Raw genomic sequence first — 26,083 nt, 5'->3', positions numbered from 1 at the left:
TCCGGTGGCACTCATCGCCCTGGCCAACGCCAAGGGTTCGCCGGGCACGACGACGGCTGCCCTCGTGCTGGCGCTCCAGTGGCCTCGCCCCGTGCTGCTCGTGGAGGCCGACCTTGCCGGGTCGTCGATCCTGGCCGGGTACTTCCGCGGTCAGCTCCCGCACGACCGCGGCCTGCAGCCGCTCGCGATCGCACACTCCCACGGCGATCTCGAGGCAGCGTTCTGGGAGCAGACGATTCCCCTCGTTCGAAACGATCCGGACAAGAAGCTGCTCCCCGGCATCGTCAGCCCGCACACCGCTCCCGCCGTCGCGAACCTCTGGGGGCCGCTGGCCAACCAGCTCGTGGCGCTGGAGCGCGGGGGCATCGACGTGCTGGTCGACCTCGGCCGGCTCGGCACCGGCGGTGCCGTGCGCGAGGACCGCGAGCCGATCGTCCGCCTCGCGGACCAGGTGCTCATCACCACCGGGTCCCGCCTGCCCGACATCGCGGTGACGCGCGAGCTCGTCAAGTCCCGCACGTCCGTCGTCGACGCCGCGGCACGCGACCTGACCAACCTCACGGCCCTGACCATCGGGCCCGGCCGGCCCTACGACGCGAACGAGATCGCGCGGACGCTCGGCCTGGGCACCGTCGGCTCGCTCGCCTGGGACCCGGTGAACGCCGAGGTGCTGTCGGTGGGCTCGCCCGCCGGACGGCGGTACTCGACGTCCCCGCTCGTCCGCTCCGCCGCCCCGGTGATCTCCCGCCTCCAGGACCGTACGGAGAAGCGGCGCGCCCGGTTCTCCACCGGGCCGCGCGAGGTGGGCCGGGGGACCGGCCCGCGGCGTCCGCCCGAGCAGTTCGGTACGAGCGCACGCTCCGCGTCGTGGAGCGTGCAGGGCGCCGGACCGTGGCCGGGCGACGGAAGGGGTGACGCGTGAGCACACCCGAGTTCCCCGACCTCTCCTCCCTGCCGATCTTCCACGACGCGGACGACCGGGCCCCGGCCCTTCCGCGTCGTGCCCCTGCCACCGATGCGGAGACCATGCCGGGCCGACGCCCTGCCGCCGTGCAGAACACCTGGACCCCGCCGGCCGCGGAGCCGGGCAACGGCGGCACCCGCACCGTCGAGCCCGCGGGTGCCGGGCTCGCGCCACCCGCGGGAGGTGCGCCGCCGTCGTCCGGCGGCGGGACCTCGCCCTGGGTCGGGGCGGTGGCCCGGGCCGAGCGGGAGTATCACGGCCAGCCCGGCAACCCGCGGCTGCGCGACTCCGAGTTCTGGCGCCAGGTCAACAGCCTGCGCGGCGAGGTGTCCTCCCGGCTGACGACGGCGCTCGCGGCACGCGAGCTGGACGAGGAGCAGCGCGAGGCCCTGGGCCAGGAGCTGATCCAGCAGGTGGTGCGCGACCACAACGACGCCCTGTTGTCGGGCGGTCAGCGCAACTGGACCACCGAGTACCAGGTCGAGGTGACGCGTGCCCTGTTCGACGCGCTCTTCCGCCTGGGCCGGCTGCAGCCGCTCATCGACACGCCCGACGTGGAGAACATCGAGATCACGGGCACCGCACCGGTGCTCCTGCTGATGGGCGACGGGCGCCGCATGTACGCGGAGCCCATCGCGGACTCCGACGCGGAGCTCATCGACTTCCTGCAGTTCCTCGCGGCGCGCGACCCGGCGAACGAGCGGTCGTTCACCCGGGCCAACCCGTTCCTCAACCTGGACCTGCCCGGGCGCGTGCGCCTCGCCGCCGTCGGCTGGGTGGTCCCGTGGCCGCGCGTCACCATCCGCCTGCAGCGCCTGCAGTCGGTCGACCTCGACCTGCTGCGCGAGAACCACACCATCGATGCCGTGCTGGTCGAGTTCCTCACGGCGGCGGTGCGTGCGCGCAAGTCGATCGTGGTGTCCGGCCAGGGCCAGGGCAGCGGCAAGACCACGCTCCTGCGCGCGCTCTGCGCCGGGCTGGACCCGTGGGAGTCCATCGCGACGATCGAGACCGACTACGAGCTCTACCTGCACCTCGAGCCCGACAAGCACAAGCGCGTGGTCGCCCTGCGCACGCGCGAGGGCTCGGGCGAGATGAACACGTCGGGCCGCCGCGTGGGCGAGATCAACACGAACGTCAACGTGTACGAGTCGCTACGGCACAACATCTCCCGCGTCATCGTCGGCGAGGTGCGCGGGCCCGAGATCGTGTCCATGTTCCAGGCCATGCAGATGGGTAACGGCTCGCTGTCCACGGTGCACGCCGACGGCGCGCGCGACGTCGTCGAACGCCTGGTCGGTATGGCCGTGCAGGACTCGACGCTGTCGGAGACGTATGCGTACCGGCAGGTCGCGCAGTCGATCGACCTCATCGTCTTCCTCCGGGTCGACTCCGGGGGCGACGGGCGGCGGGTCCGCTACGTCTCCGAGGTGATCGAGGTGACGCGCGGCGAGGCCGGCAACCCGGTGGCGATCACCGACGTGTTCGAACCGGGCCCGGGCGGTCGCGCGGTGCCCAAGGTGACGCCGTCGTTCCTCGCGGACCTGGAAGCCGAGGGCTTCGACGCGAGCCTGCTCAACTACCGCGACGGGCTCTGGGAGACCTCATGACCACCCTGATCGCGGTGCTGACCGGCCTCGGCCTGGGCCTCGGGGTGTGGTTCGTCGTCGTCGGCGCGCAGCGGTACGAGCCGACGCCGAGGCCGAAGCGCACCACCCCGCCGTTCCACGGGCTGCTCCGCCTGCTGGGCCTGACCAAGGGCGGGCCGCTCTACCCGCAGCGCAAGATCCTGGGCATCGGCGCGGCCGTGGGCCTGGTGGTCGGGATCGTCACCGGCTGGTGGTCGCTCGTGCTCATCGTGCCGGTGCTGATCGTGGGCCTGCCGTCGCTGTTCCGCACCACCACCCAGTCCAACGAGGTGGAGAAGCTGACCGACCTGACCGCCTGGGTGCGGTCGCTGATCGGCGTGCTGTCGGGCGGCGCCGTCGGGCTGGAGCAGGGGATCGCCGCGACGCTGCACAGTGCCGCGCCGTCCGTGCGGCCGTCGCTCGCCCGGCTGGTGGCGCGCCTGGAGGCGCGCCAGCCCATCAAGCCCGCCCTGTACCGCTGGGCGGAGGAGATGGACGACTACTCGGCCGACATGATCGCGTCGGCCATGATCCTGGAGTCGGACAACCGGACCGGCGCCGTGGCGCCCGCGCTCCGGCAGCTCGCCGAGTCCCTGTCGGCGCAGGCCAAGGCGCGGCGCGAGATCGAGACCGAGCGCGCGACCGGTCGGGCGACGGTGCGCTGGGTGACCATCGTGACCCTCGTGGTGCTGGTCGCCACGGCGATGTCCGGGTACCTGAGCGGGTACGACTCGCCGCTGGGCCAGGTCGTGGCCGTGGTGCTGTTCTGCGCGTACGTGGTCTGCCTGCTGTGGATGCGCAGGATCAGCCTCGGCCAGCCGATCCCGCGGTTCCTGCCGCACGAGCGGGAGGTCTGACATGTGGCCCTGGGCAATCGGCAGCGGCCTGGTCGCGGGACTCGGCCTGTTCCTCGTCGTGCGGGAGCTCCTTCCGTCGACGCCGCGGCTCCAGTCCGCGCTGGACCGGATGAGCGGCGACGACAAGGTCGAGCCCATCACGGTGTCCGACGGCACCGAGCTCACCGCGACCCAGCGATACACGCAGGTGTTCGGGGCATGGGCGCAGCGCCGGCTGCCGCTCTCCCTGCTGGGCCGCGGCGGTCCGACCCGGGCCGACCTGGACCTGATCGGCAAGACCGCGACCGACCACTACGGCGAGAAGGCGCTGGGCACGGTGATCGTGCTGGTGGCGGTGCCCTTCCTCGGGCTCTGTGTCGGGCTGCTCAACCTCGGGATGCCGGTCTCGGTGCCGTTCGGGGCGGCGGTCGTGCTCGCCCTCGGCGCCTGGTTCCTGCCCGACCTCGACGCCCGGTCGAAGGCCAGGCGAGCCCGGCAGGAGTTCGCGCGGGCCGTGTCGACCTACCTCGAGCTGCTCGCGATCGAGCGCGTCTCCGGGGCGGGTGCCACCCAGGCGACCTTCGCCGCGGCGCAGGTGGCGGAGTCGTGGCCGTTCCGGCGGATCTCCGCGGCGCTCGAACGCAGCCGCTGGGAGGGCCAGGCGCCGTGGGTGGCGCTGCGCGAGCTGGGCGAGGAGGTCGAGGTGGACGCGCTGGGCGAGGTCGCCTCGATCGTCGAGCTCGCGGGTACCCAGGGCTCGGCGATCCACGACCAGCTGCAGTCCAAGGCGGCCGCGATGCGGGACGCGCAGCTCGACGTCGAGCAGCAGCTCGCGCACGACGCGACGGTCCGGATGACCGTCCCGGGGACACTTACCGTATTTGTGTACTTTTTGATGCTCATCTTTCCAATCGGGGTCACTATGTTTCAGACTGCACCCTGAGCCGGCTCGCCCCCGGCGGCGTCGCGGTGTCACACGAACCGCTTCTTACCCATTTGTTGAAGTCGACATCACCCCAGGAGTCACCATGAACCAGCACCTGAGCCAGGGCCGGACGGCGGCGTCGCGAGTCGCTGCCCGGGCGTCGCTGCGCGCGGCCGCGGCGCGCGGTCGCGTCGACGCCCTCAACGTCCGCTTCGTCGAGCGCTCGGCCGAGCTCCGTCGTCGCCTGACGTCCGGCCGTGCGGGCGAGCCCGACGACGCCGGCCTGGAGTCCATCGAGGTGGTCGTGCTGTCCGTCGTGGGTCTCGGTATCGCCATCGCGCTCGGTGCGGCGATCAAGGGCCTGGTCGACGAGTACATGGCTCAGCTCTAGGGATGTAGCGGATGAACGAGCGCGGTGCCGCCTCCCTGCAGACCGTCCTGACCTACCCGATCGTGCTGATGCTCATCTTCGGGATGGTGCAGGGGGTGCTCTACTTCCACGCGCAGAACACGGCGCAGTCCGTGGCCAACGGGGCCGTGCAGGCCGCGCGCGTGGAGGGCGGCAGCGTCGACTCGGGGTACGCGGAGGCCGCCTCGCGGCTCGCGCGCGGGGGCGACGCGTTCGCCTCGGTCCGGGTCTCGGTGACGCGCGGCGAGGAGATGGCGACCGCGACGGTGACCGGGTTGGCGCCATCGATCGTGCCGGGTTTCCGCGGGCTGCGGGTGGAGCAGTCGGCGACAGGGCCCGTGGAGCGGTTCACGTCGGCGGTGAACGGCTGATGAGCGGGCCCGAAGGAGGCGCGGACGAGCGCGGGAACGTGGCGATCAACACCGCCGTGATCTTTCCCGTGCTGCTGCTGATCGGGCTGCTGCTCATCATGGCGGGCCGGATCGTGCTGGCCGAGGGCGTGGTGCAGTCGGCCGCGAACGAGGCCGCGCGGGCGGCGTCGATCAGCCGGACGGCAGGCGTGGCCGGGGTGCAGGCGACGTCGACGGCGACGTCGACGCTGGTCAACTCCGGGGTGCGGTGCTCGTCGACGTCGGTCCGGCCGACGACGGACGCGTTCGACCTGCCGCTCGGGACGGTCGGGACCATCACGGTGCGGGTGGAGTGCGTGGTGCCGTTGCGGGATCTCGGGCTGCCGGGAGCACCCGGTTCGCGGACGATCAGTGCGACCGGGACGTCGGTGCTCGACGCCTATCGGGGGCGGTCATGACCAGGGGGGCTGGGCGCATGTTGGTGCGGCGTGGGTGGATGCGACGTGGGCGGACGCCGGCGGGGGCGCGGAGGGTGCGGGAGCGGGGCGAGATCAACATCCTCGCGGCCGGCATGGTGCCGGCACTCATCATCGCGATCGGCCTCGTGGTCGACGGCGGCGGGCGACTGCACGCCGAGGACGAGGCCGAGTACGCCGCCGACCAGGCGGCCCGGGCCGCCGCACAGCAGATCCGGATCGACCGCGCGCAGCTGGGACTGCCCCCCGAGGTGGATCCCGGGCGCGCGACACAGGCTGCCGCCGACACGCTCGGCGCGTTGGGGGTGCAGGGCGGGGTGACCGGCGTGAACGGCGCCACCGTCACCGTGGGCACCCAGGTCACCTACAAGACGACGTTCCTGACGTTGATCGGAATCAGCTCGCTCCGTGTCACGGCGGATGCCGAGGCGCGGGCGGTCCGCGGCATAGGACAGGAGGAATCCTGATGAGCACCTCGACAGTGCAGGGTCGTGCGGTGACCGGTAAACCCGGCGGACCGCGGCGGGGTACGGGCGCGCGCGTGCTGAGAGGGCTCGGTGCGGCGCTGCTCCTGTGCGCGCTCGTCGTCGGGATCCCGGTCGGCCTGTGGGTGCTCGGCGGGCCGATCTGGACCGGACCCGTGAGCGTGGGCCAGATCATCTCGATCCTGAGCAGCCCCGACGTGACCGGTTCGGTGCTGATCGGGCTGATCAAGATCGTCGGCTGGGTCGCGTGGCTGACCTTCGCGATCGCGGTGGTCATCGAGGTGGTCGCGGCGCTGCGCGGGCACCGGTCGCCGCACGTGCGCGGGCTCGGCGCGCAGCAGCGCGCGGCCGCGGTGCTGGTGGGTGCGGTGATCACGATGCTGGTCGCGGCACCGTCCGTGTCGCCCGCCATGGCGGCGACGACGCCGGTGGAGGTCGCCGAGACCGGGACGGTCGTGACGGCGCCGGTCTCGTCGGAGGCCGCCCTCCCGGCGGACGTCTCGACGGGAGCGACGGAGCAGAAGGATGGTGCGGACGAGGCGCCGTCGCCCACCTACACCGTGCAGCCCGGCGACTCGCTGTGGCGGATCGCCGAGCAGACCCTGGGCGACGGCGCGCGGTTCAAGCAGATCGCCGACCTGAACTACGGCGTGCCGCAGGCCGACGGCAGCGCGCTCGACGCCGGCAACTGGATCGAGCCGGGCTGGGTGCTGCGGCTGCCCGCGGAGGCTGCCGGGGGCGCCGACGTCGTCCTCACCGGTGCGGACGGCGACGATCCCGTCGGGATCGGCCCGTCGAAGGCCGGCCCGGACGACGAGGACGCCGTCGACGTGACCCATCCCGGGAAGGCCGCAGCCGAGGTGGTCGTCGAGCCGGGCGACACCCTGTGGGGGATCGCCGAGGAGGAGCTCGGCGACGGCACGAAGTACCCGGAGGTCTTCGAGGCGTCGCGTGCCACGGACCAGCCGGGCGGGGAGCGGCTCACCGACCCCGACCTCATCTACCCGGGCTGGACGGTGACCGTTCCGGGCGCGGGGGAGGCCGTGCCGGACGAGGAAGGCACGCGGGGCGACGACGCCGCGCAGCCCGCGCCGGACGACACCGACGAGTCGGCGTCCGACGGGGAGTCCACGGACGCGGGTGCGGAGCAGCCGGCCGATTCGGACGCCGGTTCGGACGCCGCGACGCCGGGCGAGGCCGGGTCGGCACCGGAGGCGGAGGGCTCGCGCGACGAGGCCCAGGCCGACGGCGGCCTGTCGGGCGCCGTGGGTGCCACGAGGATCGGCCAGCGCGCCGACGCGAAGGAGCCCGCTCCCGAGCCGGCCACGCCGTCCGCCGAGGTGACGCCCGAGGGATCGGTCGAGGTCGAGCCCGAGGACATCGAGGAGCCGGGCGGCGCGGGGAACGACGTCGTGCAGGACGAGCAGACGCCGTCGGACGAGCGGCCCGCCGGGGAGGCCCCGGCCGCCGACGAGCCGAACCGTGCCGGGCAGAACGCCGCCCCGCGGTCGCCGGCCGACGGCGCAGCCGGCGAGCGGCGGGACGACGCGGGCCGTGCCGGTGCCGACCAGCCCGACCCCGCGGACGTCGCGACCGGTACGGCCGGTATCGGCGGCCGGGACGCCGCCGCGGACGACGCCGACAAGGACAACGCGGGCAAGGACAACGCGGGCAAGGACGGCGCCGGCGCCGGGGGCGGCAAGCCCGAACCGAAGCCGGAGCAGACCGCCGAGGGCAACCTCGTTCCGGAGGCCCCGCCCGCACCGCAGGAGACCGAGGGTCCCCAGTACGACGAGGTCACGCCCGAGGACCTCGAGAACGAACCGAACCTCGAGCCGGACCAGTCGGCGCCGGAGGGACGTTCGCTCGACGAGTCGATCCCCGGCAGCGGGCTGATCGCCGACGAGCTCCTCCCTCAGGACCAGGGCGATGAACCAGCCGCTGACGAGCCGGCCGCGCAGGAGACGTCGTCCGGGAGCGGTACGACCTGGGGCGGCGATCCGGCGTCCGGCGACGAACCGGCGCCGGGCAACGCGTTGGACGGCGTGATCGAGGAGCCAGCCCAGCTCGTCCCGGAGGACGAGGTCGAGCCGACCACGGTCGGGGGCACGGGGATCGACTCGCCCCAGGGTGCGGACGACGTGCTGCCCGAGGACATCGCGAGCGACGAGCCCGTCGCGGGGGAGTCCGTTCCCGAGGTCGCCGTCGAGTCGTCGCCGCCCGTGGAGGCGGCGGCACCGGTGGAGGCTGGTGCCCCGGCCGAGCCGACCACCCCGGACGTCCGGTCCGGCGCCGTGGCGGCCGGGACGGCGGCCGCCGCTGCCACGACTGCCGCCGCGAGCGACCCGTCGCTCCTGGACTCGGCGACCGACGTCGCCTCCGACCTCGTGGAGGACATCGACGAGTCGGTGGGTGTGCGCACCGCGGCCGGCGTCGGCGGCCTGCTCGCCGCGGGGCTGCTCGCGCTGGTCGCCGTGAAGCGGCGGCGGGTGCGCAAGGGCCGCGAACCGGGCGAGACCATCGTGGTACCCGGGCCGGAGACGCCGGCGGGGTCGCTGGAACGCGACCTGCACGGCGTCGAGGACCCCTTCGGGCGCGACCAGGTGGACCGCGCGCTGCGCAGCCTCGCGCTGTGGCACCGCGAACGTGGCCTGCCGCTGCCGGGGGTGCGCATCGCGCGGCTCAAGACCGGCGAGTTCATCGAGCTCTACCTCGACCGCGCCTCCGACCTGCCCGAACCCTGGGCCAGCACGACCGACCGGTTCATCTGGCAGCTCGCGGCGGGCGACTCCGACGCGGCCGCGCAGGTCGGCTCCGCCCGGCTCAGCGCGACCGAGGACGGGGAGGCGCCCTACCCGGCCCTCGTCACCGTCGGCCACGACGACGAGGACGCGCACCTGATGCTCGACCTCGAGAACCTCGCGTGCCTCGACATCCGCGGCACGGACGCCGCCGCGCAGGCCACCCTCGCGGCGCTCGCGGTCGAGCTGGCCACGAGCCTGTGGGCGGACGACCTGCAGGTCACCGTCGTCGGAACGCTCGGCGAGCTGCCGGGCGTGGTCGACACGGGCCGCGTGCGGCACGTCGCGGGCCTTGCGGAGATCGTGCGCGAGCTCGAGGCGCGCGCCGCCGACGTCGACCGTACGCTGGCGCAGGTCGGAGCCACCTCCGTGGCCGAGGCGCGCGGTCGCGGGTTGGCGACCGACGCCTGGACGCCGGAGATCCTGCTCGTCGGGGAGCGGCTCGGGCTGACCGATCGCGCCAGGCTGGAGAGCCTCGTCGAGCGCGTGCCGAGCGTCGGGATCGCGGCCGTGACGTCCAGCGCGGAGGTGGGGGACTGGGTGCTCGACCTGACCGGCGACCTGACCAACGGCGACACCACCCGCGGCATCCTCATGCCGGCCTACATCGCGGTGCGCCCGCAACAGCTCGACGCCGAGACCTACGCACAGGCCCTGGCCCTGCTCGCCGAGCCCGAGACCGCGCCCGGCCCCGAGTGGAGCCGTTCGATCGACCGCACCGAACCGACGCTCGAGGAGATCCCTGTGGAAGCTGTCCGCGCTGGTGCCGCGGATTCGGACGTGGTGGTCGGTGAGGCGACGGCGCTCGCGCCGTCCGCCTACGGCACCGGGACGGGGACGGCGGCTGGTCCCGCGACCCCGGCGACCCACGGCAGGGTGCCCGAGAGCTTCTCGCCGTGGGCGCGGGCCGCGGTCAGCGTGGCGACGCCGCCGCTGGGGACGCCCGTGATCGGGACGGGCGGGCCGGCTGAGACGTCGGGTCCGGCCGAACCGGCTCCGGAACCGGTTGTGGCCGAGCCGCCGATCGTGCGGGTGCTGGGCAATGTCGAGCTCGCCGGGACGACCGGTGTGGAGCTGCCCTCCACGCACCAACGCCAGGCGACCGAGCTGATCGCGTTCCTGGCGTTCAACCCGGGCTCGCGGGGTTCGGACATCTCGAAGGCGCTGTGGCCCTCGCGCGAACCCAACCTGGCGACGCGGCGTTCCGCCGTCTCGCGGGCGCGCCGCTGGCTGGGCACCGATCCGAGCGGTTTCGAGTACCTGCCGCGCTACTGGTCCGCCGACGACGGCGGCCAGGCCGACGTCGAGTCCGCCGGTTACCGCCTGCGCGGGGTCGCTACGGACTGGCACAAGTTCTGCGACCTCGTGGGCCCGGACCTCACGCAGACGCCGACGTCGGACCTGCTCGCCGCGCTGGACATGGTGCGGGGCAAGCCGTTCGAGGGTGTGCCGCTGCGCAAGTACGTGTGGGCCGAGCAGCTGATGCACACGATCTCGTCGGGTGTGGTGGACGTGTCCCACGAGGTGGCCCGTCGCGCGCTCCTGGAGGGCGACGTGGCGACCGCGCGGCACGCGTCCCAGGTGGGGCGGCTCGCCGACCCGGTGGACGAGCGGTCGTGGCGCAACGGGATCCGCGCGGAGATCGCCTCCGGCCGGCGGGACGCGGTAGGCCGGCTCGTGGACCGGCTGCGCGACCATCTGGAGCAGCTCGCCATGGATCCCGAGCCGGACACCGAGGAACTGCTGGCGCAGGTGGACGAGCAGGAACGGCGGCGGGAGCGCACGGGGGGCTGATATCGGGCTCTGTGGGACGGTTGCCGCTGGAGCGGTGTTACGGACAGTAGACAACGTCTACTGTCCGTAACTCTGTGCGCTCAGTCGAACCCGCCGGGGCCGGGGATCGGCGCGAGGTCGATGGCGAAGCTCTCGATGTCCTCACCCGTGATCCGGGCGAGCATGGTGCGGAGGGCGGTCTCGGCGTCGTCCAGGAAGACCGCCTGGGTGACGGCGCCCGGGACACCGACCGCGCGCAGCGTCCAGCGCTGGTCGTCGCGGTATGCGACCACGGTGTACCTGTTCATTCTGGGCTCGCCGGCCGTGGCGTGGTGGTGCCGACGCGATGAGGTGTCATGGTGGTAAGCCTGTAGAGGAACAATGTGATCCGCTACTTGAAACGTATATTGGCCACCCTTTGGCGGTGCTATCGGCAGATATGTCGGGTGCGGCGGGCGGTTCCCGCGGGCAGCAAGCTGCTCTGTCCCCAAGGTTTTCCACAGGGTGCACTTTCCGGATCCCGGGGGCCGGGCTAGCGTCATTCCCGGCCGTTGCGGATACGCAACGGCGTGGCCGAGGGGGCGGGGTGCGGGATGAGCGGCATGGTGATGCGCGCGGTCGGGCTGGTCGTGACGGCTGGCTTGGCGCTGACGGCGTGCACGGGATCGCCGCCGGAGCCTGATCCTTCTCCGTCCCCGACCGGTGTCCCGAAGCCCGCGGCAAGCGCGAGCCCGTCTGCGTCGTTGCCGGCCAAGCCGAAGCGTCCCGAGGCGATGCAGCGCAAGGACGCGGAGGGGGCTGCGGCAGCGGCGGAGTACTTCATCGAGCTCTACCCGTACGTGATGGCCACGGGGGACACGGAGGAGTTCGAGGCGATGTCGCACCGGGCGTGTGAATACTGTCAGGGGACCATCGAGAACGCGGCTTGGCTTCAAGACACGCATGGTTCCTTTGAAGGCGGCTTGACAGAAGCGACGCTCGAGAAGACGTACCAGCGAGATGACCTGACCGGCATCGTTCCCTTTGACTTCCTGACGTCACAGAGCGAGATCCTGATTTGGGATCAGAACGGGAGGCAGGTAGACCGCGTCGCCAGCACCAGCTTTACCGCCCGAGTTGAGGTCGGCCGACGCAACACTGAGTGGGTCATCGTGGAAATTGCGCCTCAGCCAAGCGGTGACCGATGACCAAGTCGTCATGTCACGCTTGGAAGTACGCTCTACTGCTTGCGATGCTCATGAATGTGGGCACGGCGCTGCCGGCGTCCGCAAGATCCGAAGATCCGCCTCATCCGTGGGGGGTCGAGGGTCAAGCGCAGGAGTCGTCGATAACAGTTGAGGCGCGCCTTCCTGCGGCCACGCCGTATGCAGCATCCGAGTCATCACCCCGGCACGCACCGAATCCGCAGTCTCCGCCCGTACGCCAATGGCGCATCACTCCCGCCCTGTGCTTCCTGCGGGACCTTGGTGGTGCCACAGTTCTTGCCGAGTCGTGCGACGAGGGTCACCAGCTCGCCTACGAGGGCATCGAGTGCGGGGACGACGAGCAGGCAGTCGGCGCCTTGTTCGAGCAGCGTCAGGTGTCGGGCGAGTGGTCGGACGCCGCACTGGTCGAGGATGAGTCGTGCTTGGCCGAACGGCGTCGCCAGGTCGACATCCCGGCCGCGGCGGCACGGGCGTTCCAGGAGATGCAGATCGCGCCGTCGGAGGTGAACGTACAGCCGCCGGACGGTTGGACCCTCGTCAACGCCGACACCATCGCTTTCACCGATCGGGAACCGCGAACCGTCCGCACCGAACTGTTCGGTATACCTGTGGATATCCGCGCAGTTCCGACCAGCTACTCCTGGGACTTCGGCGACGGCACGGCTCCGCTGAGCACTACCGACCCGGGCGCTCCGTACCCCGCACACACCATCGCGCACTCCTACCTGAGGCAGGGCACGGCGACCATCTCGCTCACCACCACCTGGAGCGGGCAGTTCCGGCTAGCCGGCGAGCCCACCTGGCGTGACGTGCCAGGAGAGGCGACCACCGCGTCGTCGTCGGGCAACCTGGAGATCTTGGAGGCGCGCGCCCGGCTGGTGGAGGACCTGTACGGCGGCTGAGGCGGGCGCCCGGGGCGGATCGGCTCACGACATCGCATGCTTGGCGGTCGTGGTGTCGAGACAGCGGTCCACCAGTTCGGTGAGCTCGAGCGGCAGCGGCAGATTCGCCTGTTCTTCGTCGGAGAGATCGTCGTACAGGGCGACGGCGACCGGGCCTGCTAGGTGGTCCGCCGGCGCGTCGGTGCAGAGCAGGATCCCGACTGTCGGGCGGTGCGTCTCGGGGATGCGTACGAGGTCGTCCACCAGCGACACCGTGTATCGGGTCCGGCCGATCAGGACAGGATTGAAGCGACCGACGTGAACCTGGATCGCGATGTAGCGCAGCTGGGTCACATGGAAGAGCAGCAGGTCCACGGTGTAGTCGCGCTCGTCCTCCATCAGCTCCATGTGCCGGTCCACCACGCACATGTGGCGGTGCGGCAGGGCGAGGATGTCCTCCAGGTGGTCGACGACGATGCCGGTGAAGGTGCGGCGAATCGACTCGGTGATCTCGTCGATGACGTCCTCGAACCCCTCGGGGCCGGATTCGGTGCGCCGGAACATGTTCATCGCTCACCGGTCCGGTCGCTGGGCTCGGCACAAGCAGTCAGAAGGTTCATGGCTCAACCCTGTAGAGGGATTGCAACATTCGCCACCCGAGTTGCGTATACGCAACGAATCGACACGTGCGTCGCCGTGGTCGAGGTCAAGACATGGCAATCCTGTGGCTCATGCTTGCCCTGTGTTGGCGAGATGTTGTGAATTATCACGGAGGCGCCTTGCCGAGAAGACGGATGTAGCGCACCCTTATTCCGGCCGTGTTCACTGAGTTGTGCCCGAAGTTGAGGGAGTCGCCGATGGTCTCGTCCGCCATCACGCCCAAGCGCACCATCGCCGTCCTCATCGGGGTCGCAGTCATCGCGGTGGCGGCGTTCGCGGTCGTGCGGTCGGGAGTGTTCGAGCCGGAGACGGTCCAGGGCGCGATCCCCGGGCCGGGATCATCGTCCCCCTCCGCGTCGGCTTCCGCGAGTCCTTCGACGACCCCGGCCCCGGAGCCGTCCGCGTCGCCGACGACGCCGGAGCAGATCAAGGCCAAGAACATCGCGGATGCGAAGGCGCGGCTCGTGAAGTACTACGAGACGACGGCGCAGGTTGCGAACAACGGCTACGAGGGCTGGCGCCAGGCCCTGGTGCCGTACTGGGGAAGCTTTGCGATTCGCGACGCCATGAGCGTTGTGTATACCCGTAGCGAGGACGCTGGCCAATACACAACCGGTGCCGCCAGCGTCGAATCAACTCGCGTTACGTCGTATACGCCCGCCGAGGAAGGTTTCGAGGAAGTCAGTCTTGAGGCGTGTGTTGATTTCTCGGAAGTCCAGACATTCAACTCCGATGCTAAGAAGATTGAGCGCGCGCCTGGTGCCCCTACCAGGTACTACCTGAGTTATGTGATCCGACACCACGGCCAGGATGGTGTCTGGGCCATCAATGCAGAAGAACAGCACGTGGAGCGCGCATGTTGACATCAAGCCGTTCGCGATGGGTACTGAGGCTTCTCGCGCTCGCGTTGGCAATGTTCGTCAGCGGCACCGTCTTGGCGCTAAGCAGCCGTGCAGAGGCTACGGAATGCGTGCCCGTGGTTGGACCTGACGGTGTTGTAATTCCCTGTGAGACAGAGGGTGAGCCAGGAAACCCGGGTGGCCCCGGTGAGGGTGATGGTGGCGGCAGCGGTCCCCGAGTGTGTCATCTTGACGAGCGCGAAGTTCCGTGTTCGAGCGACTTCGGTTCCTGGGATGGGAACTGCTATGTCCGTGCAGCTGTCGCCCCGGTCCCCCCCAAGGGCACCCCTGTTTGGGAAGGCAACGACGATGGCCTCATCGTCGAGTGCAATCCGTACGAGTGTCTCGATGGACCGAGTCCATGTCCGGGCCGCACGCTGGATTGGGCAGCAGAACCGCCAGCAGGTACTGGCCCCAGCGCCGAGCAACTCGCCCAGCAGGCGGTTGCCGCCATGAAGCTCTCCACGGGCGAGATCGGTTCCACCCCGCCGGCGTCTGCCAGCAACCAGAACGCGGTCGGAACTATCGGCCTGCCCATTTGGTTGTGGATCGCGAACCCCGCCGGTAACACCACTGGTCCGATCACGACCCAGTCCCCCGGCATTGGGCTGACCGTCACGGCCACGGGCACTCTCGATCGTGTCGAGTGGACCCTGACGTCTGCGGATGGCACAACGATTGGCGCCATCTCGTGCGACGGGACCAACGCGCCCGGCACGCCGTACGACGGGCGGAACAGCGCCGAGCCGTCGCCTACCTGCGGGTTCGGGGCCGACCTGAACAGCAGCCCGGGCACATTGACCCTCACCGGTACGGCGTACTGGAACGTCGAATGGCAGAGCAGCGGAGGGGAGCGCGGCCAGATCCCCTTCACAGCGACGCCGCGCACCACCCAGATCCAGATCGGCGAGCTCCAGGCGCTTCTTCGAGGCTGACACCGGCACTGCAGATCAGACGCTGACCCCGAACGACTCGTAACGCCACGCCAGGAATTCGGCGCTCGGACGGTCTGTACGGCGCTGGGGAAGTTGGATGGTCCGGCCGTGCATCTCCTGCAACCCATGCTTCAGCATCGGTCCATCGACCTTTTCGAGGAGGTCGCGGGAGATGCGCACCTGGTGGTCCGGCGTCACACCGAGCATGTTCTGGTCGTACGCCGCGTGGTGGATCTTGCACAGCGCGAAGCCGTTGTTCACTGTGGGGAATCCGCGCTCATGTGAATCCGGGATGATGTGCGCTGCGTCGAGCAACGATCCGTACTTCAGCTCGCACACTGCGCACTGCGTGTCGTACGCGATGATGACGCGCGTGCGAAAGGCCGGCTGATGCAGTCGCTCCTTCGCGAGTCGCAGTGCGTAGATTCGCTCAGGCTCCGGCATGTGCCGTACGTCGTCCACAAAGTTGAACGACTCGTCGAGAGCGATGATGAAGGTGCGTTCCTCCGGATAGTCCTCGACGACGTAGACCGGAGCCACGGGTGTGTAGATGTTCGGCACCTCCTTCCGGAACAGGATCAGCGGTGCGCCCGTGGCCATGGCGTTGCGAAGCTTTCGGTTGTCGCCCGACCAGGGGTCTCCCTCGCGGTACGCGTAGTGGAGCAGGCCGTCGGAAGACTCGGTGTCGTCGTACGGCCCGTCGGTGGCGCTGACGATGGACAGGGTCGACGCGAAGGATGCGGGGTTCCGGATCCCCCGTGAGTAGTCGATGATCGGGAGCTTCTGCCCGTCGATGTTGAAATCGAGAAGCTCGGCGCGCATGAGGAAGCCGCCGTTGGCCTCGGCACGCTCCTGGACCCAGGAGATGACACGTGCGCGCAGTGCCCTCTCGACGGCAGATTCCATGTGCACACCTCACCAGATCTGATCGCCCGGGGGAAGCTCTGAGCGAGGTGCGACGTTGCCACCTCGCGCCGCCGTGAGCAGCACGAACTGTGTCGTCGCGAGAATCCCCCGTGCGGGATGCCTGGTCGTTGCGTGGAGTCCAGGATGGACCCCATGGCATCCACCACCTCCGTCCTCCGCGGCATCGGCCAGGTAGCTCTCGGCGCCGCTCTTCTCACCGCCGGTGTCGCCCACCTGACCACGGCCCGCAAGGAGTTCCAGGCCCAGGTACCCAGCTGGTTCCCGGCCGATCCCGACACCGTCGTGGTCGGGTCCGGCATCGTCGAGATCGGCCTCGGTACTGCCCTGGTGGCCACCTGGAAGCAGCCGGCCCGACGCCGGCTGGGGGCGCTGGCTGCAGCGTTCTTCGTCGCGGTCTTCCCCGGGAACATCGCGCAGTACGCGGGACGCCGGAACGCGTTCGGCCTGGACACCGACCGCAAGCGCGCCCTGCGGCTCCTCGGTCAGCCGGTCCTTGTCGCGTGGGCCCTCGCGTCGACGCGGAACCGTTCCACCACGTCCGGGAGCTGACGCCGGCCGGGGGTCAGACGCCCTGGAGCATTCCCAGCTTGCTCGCGAAGTCGACCAGCTCGAACGTCGAGCCCGTCACCAGGGTCGCGCCGGCAGCTCGCGCCACGTCGGAGACGGGCTCGACGTTCCCGTAGAGAACGAACGGCAGGTGAGCGTCCGCCGCGCGGACCTCGGCGAGCAAGCGGAGTCCGGCGTCCGGCACGTCGACGCCGGACTCGTGCCGGCCCATGTCCGAGATCACCAGCCCGTACCGGCGGCTCCCGAGCAGGCGCATCGCCTCGGCCGTCGAGCGCGCGGTGTCGACCTCGGCGCCCTCTCGCCGCCACGATTCCGTGACCATCGCGTTGTTCTCCGGGTGGTCGTCGACCCAGAGGATCGGCAGGTTCGCGGGGGTCGAGACCCGTCGCTCCTGCTCCGGCGACGTCCAGGCGGTCTCATCCGGGCGCGGGGTAGCGCCCTGGGACTGCCCGGTGGCCCCGGCCTCGGGGTTCGGCACGACGCCGTCCAGCTGCCGCTTGAGCAGCGCCACCTCGCGCTGCAGGTCGGTGATCATGTCGGACTGCTGGTCCGTCGCCTGCTTGAGGTTGAGCCGCTGCCCGCCGATCTCCAGCGTGACGTCGTCGGAGTTGCGCAGCTTCGAAAGGAGCTGCCGGCCGAACACCAGCAGCACGACGACGACGAGCAGGGGCCAGAGGAGGCTGGCGACAGCCCCGATCAGGTCGGCAACGGGAGTCACGGGAGAAAACGTACAGGTCGGACGGCGGCCCGGCGGACGTCAACCCTCCAGCAGCCCCCGGATGTCCTCCGCCCCCAGCGCCCCCGCGAACGCGCCCGCGTCGTCGCTCAGCACCGCGTCGAACAGCCGGGCCTTGCGCTCCTTGAGCGCCATGACCTTGTCCTCGATCGTGTTCTCGGACACCAGCCGGAACACCATCACGTTCTGCGTCTGCCCGATGCGGTGCGTCCGGTCGATCGCCTGTGCCTCCGTCGCCGGGTTCCACCACGGGTCGAGGAGGTAGACGTAGTCGGCCTCCGTCAGGTTGAGCCCGAACCCGCCGGCCTTGAGGCTGATGAGGAACACCGGCGCCGACCCGTCCTTGAACCGGCCGATCACCTCCGGCCTCCGCCGCGTGGACCCGTCCAGGTACTCGTACGGGATCCCCAGCTCCTGGCACACCTCGGCTGCCTTGGTCAGGAACGACGTGAACTGGGAGAACACCAGCGCGCGGTGCCCCTCCGCCGCGACCTCCGCGAGCTGTTCAGCGAGCAGGTCCAGCTTGGCCGACCCGACGCCCTCGTACTCCGGGTCCACCAGCGAGGCGTCCAGGGCCAGGCGTCGCAAGGTCGTCAGGGCGCGGAACACCGCCACCCGGTTCTCGTCGAAGCTGTCCAGCAGACCCAGCAGGCGGGACCGCTCACGCTGCAGGTGGGTGTCGTAGATCCGGCGGTGCCGGGGGTCGAGGGTGACGCGGAGCACCTGCTCCTGCCGTTCGGGCAGCTCGGGCGCCACCTGGCCCTTGGTCCGGCGCAGCATGAGCGGCTTGATCCGGCGGCGGAGCCGGTTCAGCAGCGGCCCCGAGTCGCCCTCGCCCGCGACCGGCTTGACGTAGTCCTCCCGGAACTTCATCGCCGACCCGTACAGCCCCGGTGCGACGATCGCGAGCATCGCCCACAGCTCCATGAGGTTGTTCTCCATGGGTGTGCCGGTGATCGCCAGCTTGAACGGCGTCCGCAGGCGGCGCGCCGACTCGTTGGCGCGCGTCTGGTGGTTCTTCGCGAACTGCGCCTCGTCGAGGATCAGGCCGCTCCACTCCACCTCGGCGAACGCGTCGAAGTCCAGCCGGAAGATCGCGTACGACGTCACCACGACGTCGGCCCCCGCGGCGACGTCCGCCACCGAGGTGCCAGCCTTCCGCGCGGTCGTCGGGAGCGTCACCACCTTGAGGTCCGGCGTGAACCGCGCGGCCTCTGCGGCCCAGTTGCTCACCACCGAGGCGGGTGCGATCACGAGGAACGGCGGCCGAGCGCCCTCCTGACGGGCCTGGGCGACGAAGGCGAGGGTCTGGATGGTCTTGCCCAGGCCCATGTCGTCGGCGAGGATCCCGCCCAGCCCGTGCCGCCACAGGAAGGTGAGCCACTCGAAACCGTGCTGCTGGTACGGCCGCAGCTCGGCCTTGAGGCCGACGGGCGGCGGCAGCGGCTCGGGTCCGTCGACGCCCTCGGCGGTCAGCGCCACCAGGTCGCTCACCGAGCGTCGCCAGCGGTCGGACTGCTCGACGATGTCGGCGACGTCCTCCAGCTCGGCCCACAGTCCGGCGTTGAACCGGCTGATCCGCAGCTTGCCCGGCTGGTCGGAGAGCCGCTGCGCCTCCTCGATCAGGGCGCGGAGCTGAGCGAACACCGGCAGGTCGGTACGCAGCCAGGTGCCGTCAGTCAGCATGAACCGCTTCTGGTTGCGGGCCAGCGCGTCGAACAGCGACCCGAACGGGATCTCGCGCCCGTTGACCGTGACGGTGACGCCCAGCTCGAACCAGTCCATGTCGCCGCTGTCGGTGGCGCGCATGCTGACGACGGGCGCGGCCTCCAGGCCGCGGTACTCGGGCAGCTCGTCGCTCTCCACCCGGACGTCGGGCAGGGCGCGGAGCGCGGGCAGCGCCGTGGTGGCGAAGTCCATCGCCTGCAGACCCCGGAACACCTCGGGAGCCACCCGGAAGTGGCCGAAGCCCGGCACCTCGCGCACCGCGGCCACGGCCCGACCGAGCGTCGCGGCCTCCGCCGCGAGATCGCGCAGGTCGGATCCCGGTTCCAGCGCCGTGGTCAGCGGGTACTCCTTGTCCGACGGCGGATAGGCCCACCGCCACGTCACCCGGACCTCCGCTGCCGACACCGCCTCGACGGACACGACGAGCTCCGGGCGGGGGAGCTCCGGCAGCTCGACGCCGGCATCCGCCCGGACCCGCACCTCACGGCGCAGGAGCGGAAGGTAGTCCGCGAGGAACTCGTCGACCGCGTCGGCCGGGATCGCGACGTCGGCCAGGTGGACCGCGGCCCGCTCCTGGTCGGTGAGCGGCGCCGCCGTCGGGCCCAGGGTGATGATGCGGCCCGACGAGGACTCCTCCACCGCGAACAGGCCGTGGTGGCCCAGCGGGCCGACCGACGCCGTGTCCGGGACCACGCCGTCGAAGGCGACGGTCCGCTCGAGGCGCGCGCCGCCGTCGGGCAGCGAGAGGTCCAGCGCGACGGACGCCTCGCGGGCCAGGCGAACCGACTCGCGCCTCGACTTGCCGACGAGCTCGATCCCGAGCTCGGCGGCGTCGGCGAGGTGGTGCCAGAACGGGCGGGGCAGCACGTCGTCCAGGCTGATCCAGTCGCCCGTGCTGAGGTACCCGTAGCCGCGCGGGCTCGTGGCGCGCAGGGCGTCGAGCGTGGTGAACCACTCCCGGACGGCGGGGTCGACGCCGCGGAGGAAGCCATTGCGGATGTAGCTCCACGAGGCGTTGCCGCCGACCCAGGCTCCTCGGTCGTTGCGCTGCACGGGCCGCACCGACAGGGACAGGGTGTGTGCGGCGGCAGAACCGTCGATCCGGAGCTGCAGCGCCAGCGTCGTCTCCAGGTCGGTCGCCGGAGCGACCGGCGCGGTCGCGGTCGCCGCGGGCACGAGCTGCTGCACGACCGCCTTCCACTCCGGGACCTGGGGGGCCCGGTTCAGCGAGGAGGCGGGCCGGACCATCGACGCCAGACCGTCCGTGCCGGACTCGAGGAGCGTCGCCGCCACGTGCTTGCAGGCGGACCGGACCGGGCAGGTGCAGTCCGAGCCGACGACGACCGGCGGGCCGGGCGGGTCCGCCTTGAACTCGATGGAGCAGGAGTACGTGCTGCGGCCGCTGCCGCGTACCCACGAGATGAGCAGCAGGTCGTCCGGGAGCCACTCCCACGAGATGACCCGGCCCTGCTGCTGGTAGTCCTCGCCGCGCTGGAACGCGCCGCTGCCCACCAGCAGCCTTATGGCCGCGGGGTGGAGGCGCGGGGCGGGGGTCGGCGTGGGCACCCGTCCATGGTTCCACGGCGCACGGACTGCCAGGCTGAGTTATCCACAGCGTGCCGCACATCACGGAGTGTCAGTGGTCTCTGGGAAGGTGTCCCCATGAATCCGTTGCCCGACGCCGGCCGCCGGCCCGCCGCGCTCAGCATCCTCGCGCTCACCGTCGCGGCGTGGACGGCCGTGCCGCTGCGCCTGGTGATCCCGGGCACCGAGCTCGACCTCGGGTTCACCCTGAACAACGCGGTCTTCGTCGTGGAGAACGCGGCGACGGCCGGAACGGTGCTTCTGGCGCTGGGATCCGCGGCGCTCCGGGCCCGGCGGCTCCTGGTGGGGGCTGTCGTCGTGGTCGGCGTGCACCTGCTGCTCCAGGCCGGCACGGCGGTCGTGCAGCTCGTGCTCGGCGCCCGGCCCGACCTGCTCCTGGGCACTTTGGCGGAGCTCTTCGTGCTGGCTGTCATGGCGACCGGCGTGCTGCTCGCCCTGTTCCTGCGTGACCCGCGGACGGCTCGCCGGGCCGGCGTGGTCGTCACCCTGGTCGGGGCCGTCATCCACACCCTGTGGACGAGCGTGCTGCTCCCGGTCGTCTCGATGCTGTCCTACGGAAGCCTGCTGCCGGGGATGGTCGGTTCGCTGTTCCTGAGCGCGGCGCTGGGCCTGCTCGTCGTCGCGGCCGCCGTGCTGTGCGGATGGGCGTCGCCGGTGACGCGGCGGATCGGTGCACTGCTGGCGGCGGTGGTCGCCGTGGCCGGCCTCCTGGCCGCTGCCGGCTCCTTCGGCGTGCTGGGCGCCGGCTATGCCGTGGTGCAGATCCTGCGGGGGGTGTTGATGCTGGCCGCCGTGCCGTGCGCCGTCGTCGCGGCCCGGCGCCTGGCGGTGGCCGTTACCCCTGATCCGGCCACCGTCAAGGCATAGAACGTGTACTACTTCGCGGAGTTGGCCCGGATCTCTTCCAGTGCCACGACCTCGAGGATCTGCTTGACGATGATCGGACCGACCGACTCCCACGAGAGCATCTCGGCGATGACCATGTAGGACAGGTCGTCTCCGGTGAAGCAGCCGCCCCGGTGCAGGGCGTTGAGCAGCCGGTGCTTGGGCCAGCTGAGGTCGTCGAGCCGCTCGACCCGCCGCACTGCGGGGTAGAGGCGACCGACGGGAAGGGGCTTGAGCCGGGTCACCGCTGCGTCGGCAAGGCGCGCGACGCCGACATCGGTCTTGTTGTCGACCTTGCCGACGTACCAGGCGTCGTCTTCGGCCATGACCTCACGGAACCAGGGGAACACTTCTCCCCAAGTTGGCGTCGGTGTGACGGCGGGTGCGTCGGACATGAACTAGAACCTCCATTCCCTGTAGGTAACTAGTCTCAATCCTTGCACCGTTCGACCGGCAAAACAGGCATGTTCGCCTCAAAAGACCGGACCTCATCCATAAATTCACCCGCTTACCGGTTGCCGCACCAGCGCCGCCGTGCGAGTGCCGCGCGCCCCGAACAGGAACGCCGCTGCGAGGTACCCCAGGGAGAGGGCCACGAAGAGACCGGGCGACCAGCCGGCGTCGGGCACCAGGAAGGCCGCGAGGGCCGCCGCTCCCACGAAGGCGGCGTTGAACAGGACGTCGTAGAAGGCGAACGCGCGGCCTCGATAGGCGTCCTCGGAGTCGCGCTGCACGATCGTGTCGACGGCGATCTTGGCGCCCTGCGCCGCGAGGCCGAGCAGCCCGGCGGCGGCGATCACCGTGGCGAAGCCCGGCTCGGGCACCAGGAGGAGCTGGGAGAGGCCTGCGACCAGGAGCATCAGGGCGATCCAGGACTGCGGAGCCATGCGCCGGGCCAGCACCGCGGTGAGCAGGATCGCGAGCCCGCCGCCCACTCCGGTCGCGGCGATGACCGTCGCGAACGTCGCGAGCCCGGTCCCGGAGTCGTCGGGGTCCGCCAGCAGGTTGCGGGACATCAGGATCGACGCGATGAACACGACCCCGTACAGGAATCGGTGCACCGCCATGACGAGAAGCGCCTGCCCGGGCGTCCGGCGCGCGGCCAGGTAGCGTGCGCCGTCCGCCAGGCCGCGGGCGACGACCAGGATCTCGTTCCGGATCGAGCCCTCCGCGGGCTTCACCGGACCCAGCAGCGTGCGGGACATCCGCAGCCCCAGCAGCGAGGCGCAGCCCATGACGACGGACGCGCAGGCCAGCGCCGTCGCGTCGTGGACCCGGCCGGCCGGCATCGCGAAGCTGAGCGCGAAGCTCAGCCCGCCGCCCAGGAAGGCCGCTCCCGCACCGAGGGTCGGGGTGAGGGCGTTGGCCGTGAGCAGCAGGTCACCCTGGACCACGCGGGGCAGCCCCGCCGACAGGCCGGCGAGCAGGAACCGGTTGACGCTCAGGGCCGCCAGACCCAGCACCAGGATCGCCGGTGTGACGCCCTGGGTGAGCATGAGCACCGCCATCGTGCCGGTGATCAGTACCCGCACCGCGTTGCCCAGCACCAGCACCTGCCGTCGTTGCCACCGGTCCAGGAACACGCCGGCGAACGGGCCCACCACGGTGAACGGCGCCAGCATCACGGCGAACGCGCCGGCGATCGCGGGAGCCGAACCCTGCGACTCCGGGCTGAAGAACAGCAGGTTGGCCAGTCCCACCTGGAACATACCGTCGCCGGCCTGGGACACCAGGCGCACCGCGAACAACTTGCGGAACCCGGGAAGGCGCAGCAGCGCACGAAGCTCGGCAAGGACGGTCACGCCGTCGAGCCTATCCGCGGGGGTCGGGTTCCACCCGGTCCGTGCGCCTGGATGTTCACCTGCGAGACACCCCCGGGCCAGCCCGCGGTCCTCCCACCGACACCGGATCGCGCGACGGTGCCGAGCGTGTCTCCTCACCGCCGCCATGCGGCCTTCATCGCTTCCGGCGCGGTTCTCGCGCTCGGCCTGAGCACGCTTCCGGCGATCGCCGCCGGCCACCACGTCCCGACCGGATCGATCGGATCGTTCGGCGGGACCAGCGCACGCGAGACGTTCCACCGCCTCGCCACCTACCCCGTCTTCGAGAACGTCCCCGCGGGCACCGACCCCGCTGACGCGACCGTCGCCGAGATCTCCGCGGTCAGCGAGGACGGCCGGACCCTCGTCCACACCGACGCCGCCGCCCGGCGCATCGGCTTCGTCGACATCAGCGACCCGGCCGAGCCCAAGGGCCTGGGCACGCTGTCGCTCGCCGAGCTCGGCTCGGAGCACGACGAGCCGACGTCGGTCGCGATCGTCGGGGACCACGTGCTCGTCGTCGTCGACAGCTCGACGTCGTTCACCGCACCCTCCGGCCGCCTCGACGTCGTCGACCTCGCGACGCGCACCCTCGTGCGCTCGATCGACCTGGGCGGCCAGCCCGACTCGATCGCCGTGACGCACGACGGTGCCCACGCCGTCATCGCGATGGAGAACCAGCGCGACGAGGACGCGCTGCCCGACACGGGCGAGGGCGAGGAGGGCGACCTGCCGCAGGCGCCCGCCGGGTTCCTGCAGTTCGTCGACCTCCCCGGCACCGACCCCGCGGCCTGGCAGGTGCGCCCCGTCGCGCTCGACGAGGCGGCGCTCGCGGCCGCGGGCCTGGACACCCCGCAGGACCCGGAGCCCGAGTACGTCTCGATCAACCCGTCCGACACCAAGGTCGCGGTGACGCTCCAGGAGAACAACGGCGTCGCCGTGCTCGACGTCGTCTCCGGCGAGCTGGAGAACGTCTTCTCCGCGGGGTCCGTCGCGCTGGAGGGCGTGGACGCCGAGGACGACGGTGCGATCGACCAGACCGGCTCCGTCGAGGCGGCCCCGCGCGAGCCCGACGCGATCGGGTGGATCGACGACGAGCACGTCGCCACCGCGAACGAGGGCGACTGGAAGGGCGGGACGCGCGGCTGGTCGGTTTTTGAGGCCGCGACCGGCGACGTCGTCTGGGACGCGGGCTCCTCGGTCGAGGAGCTCGCCGTCCGCGTCGGCCTGCACAACGAGGACCGCGCCGGCAAGAAGGGCGTGGAGATGGAGGGCCTCGCGATCGCGACGCTCGACGGCGTTCGCTACGCGTTCGTCGGCTCCGAGCGGTCCAACTTCGTGGCCGTCTACGACGTCTCGCGCCCGGCGAAGCCGCGGTTCGTGCAGGTGCTGGCCACGACGAACGGTCCGGAGGGGATCCTGCCGGTCCCGTCGCGGAACCTGCTCGTCGTCTCCTCCGAGGAGGACGCGGCCGAGGACGGCGTCCGCGCGTCCGTCTCGGTGTTCGGCAAGGGGCAGCGGTACGCCCGCGTCGGCGGGACGGCTCTGCTCGATGCCGCGGCTTTGCGGGGCTCGCAAGCTCACTCCTCAGCCGCGGCCTTCCCGTCCATCGTGTCGGCCGACGCCCGCACCTCGACGGGCGACCGCAAGCCGATCGGCTGGACCGCTCTCGGCGCGCTCTCGGCCGACCCGGCACAGCGTGACCGTCTGTGGACCGTGACCGACGCCGCGAAGTCGCCGACGTCGATCCTCTCAGTCACGACCAAGGGCAGCCCCGCCGTCATCGACCGCGAGATCGTCGTGACCGAGGACGGCGAGCCCGTGGGCCTGGACGCCGAGGGCATCTGGGCGCGGCCGTCGGTCCGCGGCAAGGCGGGCGGGTTCTGGCTCGGCGTCGAGGGTGCGACCGGTCCGGAGAACGCGCTGGTGCGCGTCTCGGCGTCGGGCCGCGTGCAGGAGCGCGTCAGCCTGCCTGACGACGTCGCCGCCGGCCTCGGCAAGTGGGGCGTCGAGGGCGTGACCGGCACCGTGGACCGCGACGGCGAGCACCTGTTCGTCGCGCTCCAGCGGGGCCTGACCACGGACGACGGCGTGGGCGGCTACGCCCGCATCGGCCGCTACGACGTCGCGACGGAGGAGTGGACCTGGTTCGGTTATGAGCTGTCCGGGCCGTCCGCCGACGGCGACTGGGTGGGCCTGTCCGAGATCACGGTGGTGGACCGCGACACCCTTGCTGTGATCGAGCGCGACAAGCTCAACGGGCCTGCGGCGAAGCTCAAGGCCGTGTACACGGTGGACCTGCCGAAGCGTGACCCGCGTCCGGGGACGGTGCCGGTGCTGCGCAAGAAGCTCGCGATCGACGTCCTGCCCGCGCTCCGCGCCACCAACGGCTGGACGCAGGAGAAGCTCGAGGGCCTCACGATCGGCGGGGACGGCCGCGTGTACGCGATCACCGACAACGACGGCGTGCAGGACGCGACCGGCGAGACGGTGTTCCTCGACCTGGGCAGCGCCCGCAAGATCTTCCGCTGAGTACTGCCGCTGGTCGAGCTTGTCGAGACCCGCACCGGGTCTCGACAAGCTCGACC

General features: G+C 71.1%; 23 protein-coding genes. 16 read left to right on the top strand and 7 right to left on the bottom strand.

Annotated elements, in window-relative coordinates; all coding sequences use genetic code 11:
- The first annotated feature begins 4 nt into the window (after positions 1-4).
- From ACZ7LE_RS00360 to ACZ7LE_RS00320, 9 genes are all read left to right on the top strand, one after another.
- Positions 5-922 carry a hypothetical protein gene (locus ACZ7LE_RS00360; protein ID WP_470401440.1) on the top strand — a complete coding sequence of 306 codons (918 nt, stop codon included), beginning with the start codon at positions 5-7 and terminating at the stop codon, positions 920-922.
- Complete coding sequence (locus ACZ7LE_RS00355; protein ID WP_470401439.1) at positions 919-2,574, top strand: CpaF family protein; 1,656 nt, start codon at positions 919-921, stop codon at positions 2,572-2,574. The genes ACZ7LE_RS00360 and ACZ7LE_RS00355 overlap by 4 nt, the downstream gene beginning before the upstream one ends.
- A complete protein-coding gene (locus ACZ7LE_RS00350; RefSeq protein ID WP_470401438.1) occupies positions 2,571-3,449 on the top strand; it encodes a type II secretion system F family protein in 879 nt (292 codons plus the stop codon). Before ACZ7LE_RS00355 ends, ACZ7LE_RS00350 begins: the two co-directional genes overlap by 4 nt.
- A 1-nt stretch (position 3,450) precedes the next feature.
- Complete coding sequence (locus tag ACZ7LE_RS00345) at positions 3,451-4,371, top strand: hypothetical protein (RefSeq protein WP_377227349.1); 921 nt, start codon at positions 3,451-3,453, stop codon at positions 4,369-4,371.
- An 85-nt stretch (positions 4,372-4,456) separates the two neighbouring features.
- A complete protein-coding gene (locus ACZ7LE_RS00340) occupies positions 4,457-4,744 on the top strand; it encodes a hypothetical protein (protein ID WP_470401437.1) in 288 nt (95 codons plus the stop codon).
- 11 nt (positions 4,745-4,755) lie between these two features.
- On the top strand, positions 4,756-5,133 hold the full coding sequence (locus tag ACZ7LE_RS00335) for a TadE family protein (protein ID WP_377227347.1): 378 nt from the start codon (positions 4,756-4,758) through the stop codon (positions 5,131-5,133).
- Entirely contained in the window at positions 5,133-5,570 is a 438-nt protein-coding gene (locus ACZ7LE_RS00330) for a TadE/TadG family type IV pilus assembly protein (protein WP_470401436.1), read from the top strand. Before ACZ7LE_RS00335 ends, ACZ7LE_RS00330 begins: the two co-directional genes overlap by 1 nt.
- 38 nt (positions 5,571-5,608) lie before the next feature.
- The gene (locus tag ACZ7LE_RS00325; RefSeq protein WP_470401435.1) at positions 5,609-6,055 is read left to right on the top strand and encodes a pilus assembly protein TadG-related protein; all 447 of its coding nucleotides are present in this window, start codon (positions 5,609-5,611) and stop codon (positions 6,053-6,055) included.
- Positions 6,055-10,668, top strand: coding sequence for a LysM peptidoglycan-binding domain-containing protein (locus ACZ7LE_RS00320; protein WP_470401434.1), 4,614 nt, complete (start codon positions 6,055-6,057; stop codon positions 10,666-10,668). The genes ACZ7LE_RS00325 and ACZ7LE_RS00320 overlap by 1 nt, the downstream gene beginning before the upstream one ends.
- 80 nt (positions 10,669-10,748) lie before the next feature.
- On the opposite strand, the gene ACZ7LE_RS00315 is transcribed toward ACZ7LE_RS00320, so the two are convergent.
- Positions 10,749-10,955 (bottom strand): hypothetical protein, encoded by a 207-nt coding sequence (locus ACZ7LE_RS00315; RefSeq protein WP_470401433.1) that lies wholly within the window; start codon positions 10,953-10,955, stop codon positions 10,749-10,751.
- A gap of 285 nt (positions 10,956-11,240) precedes the next feature.
- Here ACZ7LE_RS00315 and ACZ7LE_RS00310 point away from each other — a divergent pair, with 285 nt between their 5' ends.
- Together ACZ7LE_RS00310 and ACZ7LE_RS00305 are read left to right on the top strand one after the other, a co-directional pair.
- A complete protein-coding gene (locus tag ACZ7LE_RS00310) occupies positions 11,241-11,834 on the top strand; it encodes a DUF6318 family protein (RefSeq protein WP_470401432.1) in 594 nt (197 codons plus the stop codon).
- A gap of 44 nt (positions 11,835-11,878) precedes the next feature.
- Entirely contained in the window at positions 11,879-12,754 is an 876-nt protein-coding gene (locus ACZ7LE_RS00305) for a PKD domain-containing protein (protein ID WP_470401431.1), read from the top strand.
- A 24-nt stretch (positions 12,755-12,778) separates the two neighbouring features.
- On the opposite strand, the gene ACZ7LE_RS00300 is transcribed toward ACZ7LE_RS00305, so the two are convergent.
- On the bottom strand, positions 12,779-13,303 hold the full coding sequence (locus tag ACZ7LE_RS00300; RefSeq protein ID WP_470401430.1) for a PDDEXK nuclease domain-containing protein: 525 nt from the start codon (positions 13,301-13,303) through the stop codon (positions 12,779-12,781).
- A gap of 287 nt (positions 13,304-13,590) precedes the next feature.
- On the opposite strand from ACZ7LE_RS00300, the gene ACZ7LE_RS00295 reads away from it, so the two are divergent.
- Positions 13,591-14,256: a hypothetical protein gene (locus tag ACZ7LE_RS00295; RefSeq protein WP_470401429.1), complete on the top strand. Its 666-nt coding sequence runs from the start codon at positions 13,591-13,593 to the stop codon at positions 14,254-14,256.
- A 488-nt stretch (positions 14,257-14,744) separates the two neighbouring features.
- On the top strand, positions 14,745-15,227 hold the full coding sequence (locus ACZ7LE_RS00290; RefSeq protein WP_470401428.1) for a hypothetical protein: 483 nt from the start codon (positions 14,745-14,747) through the stop codon (positions 15,225-15,227).
- A 15-nt stretch (positions 15,228-15,242) separates the two neighbouring features.
- On the opposite strand, the gene ACZ7LE_RS00285 is transcribed toward ACZ7LE_RS00290, so the two are convergent.
- The gene (locus ACZ7LE_RS00285) at positions 15,243-16,133 is read right to left on the bottom strand and encodes an HNH endonuclease (RefSeq protein ID WP_470401427.1); all 891 of its coding nucleotides are present in this window, start codon (positions 16,131-16,133) and stop codon (positions 15,243-15,245) included.
- Between the two features lie 153 nt (positions 16,134-16,286).
- Here ACZ7LE_RS00285 and ACZ7LE_RS00280 point away from each other — a divergent pair, with 153 nt between their 5' ends.
- Positions 16,287-16,703: a DoxX family protein gene (locus tag ACZ7LE_RS00280; protein ID WP_470401426.1), complete on the top strand. Its 417-nt coding sequence runs from the start codon at positions 16,287-16,289 to the stop codon at positions 16,701-16,703.
- Positions 16,704-16,716: 13 nt separating this feature from the next.
- Here ACZ7LE_RS00280 and ACZ7LE_RS00275 read toward each other — a convergent pair whose 3' ends face one another.
- Together ACZ7LE_RS00275 and ACZ7LE_RS00270 are read right to left on the bottom strand one after the other, a co-directional pair.
- Positions 16,717-17,439: a response regulator gene (locus ACZ7LE_RS00275; protein WP_470401425.1), complete on the bottom strand. Its 723-nt coding sequence runs from the start codon at positions 17,437-17,439 to the stop codon at positions 16,717-16,719.
- Between the two features lie 39 nt (positions 17,440-17,478).
- On the bottom strand, positions 17,479-20,751 hold the full coding sequence (locus tag ACZ7LE_RS00270; protein WP_470401424.1) for a DEAD/DEAH box helicase: 3,273 nt from the start codon (positions 20,749-20,751) through the stop codon (positions 17,479-17,481).
- A gap of 96 nt (positions 20,752-20,847) precedes the next feature.
- On the opposite strand from ACZ7LE_RS00270, the gene ACZ7LE_RS00265 reads away from it, so the two are divergent.
- On the top strand, positions 20,848-21,657 hold the full coding sequence (locus ACZ7LE_RS00265; protein WP_470401423.1) for a hypothetical protein: 810 nt from the start codon (positions 20,848-20,850) through the stop codon (positions 21,655-21,657).
- An 8-nt stretch (positions 21,658-21,665) separates the two neighbouring features.
- Here the strand turns inward: ACZ7LE_RS00265 and ACZ7LE_RS00260 are convergent, their stop codons facing one another.
- Positions 21,666-22,070, bottom strand: coding sequence for a hypothetical protein (locus tag ACZ7LE_RS00260; RefSeq protein ID WP_470401422.1), 405 nt, complete (start codon positions 22,068-22,070; stop codon positions 21,666-21,668).
- A gap of 105 nt (positions 22,071-22,175) precedes the next feature.
- Positions 22,176-23,477 carry an MFS transporter gene (locus ACZ7LE_RS00255; RefSeq protein ID WP_470401421.1) on the bottom strand — a complete coding sequence of 434 codons (1,302 nt, stop codon included), beginning with the start codon at positions 23,475-23,477 and terminating at the stop codon, positions 22,176-22,178.
- A 126-nt stretch (positions 23,478-23,603) separates the two neighbouring features.
- Here ACZ7LE_RS00255 and ACZ7LE_RS00250 point away from each other — a divergent pair, with 126 nt between their 5' ends.
- Positions 23,604-26,027: an esterase-like activity of phytase family protein gene (locus ACZ7LE_RS00250; protein ID WP_470401420.1), complete on the top strand. Its 2,424-nt coding sequence runs from the start codon at positions 23,604-23,606 to the stop codon at positions 26,025-26,027.
- Positions 26,028-26,083: the final 56 nt, after the last annotated feature.

The organism is Promicromonospora sp. NPDC110617 (assembly GCF_055598465.1).
This window is presented reverse-complemented; position numbering and strand designations above follow the sequence as displayed.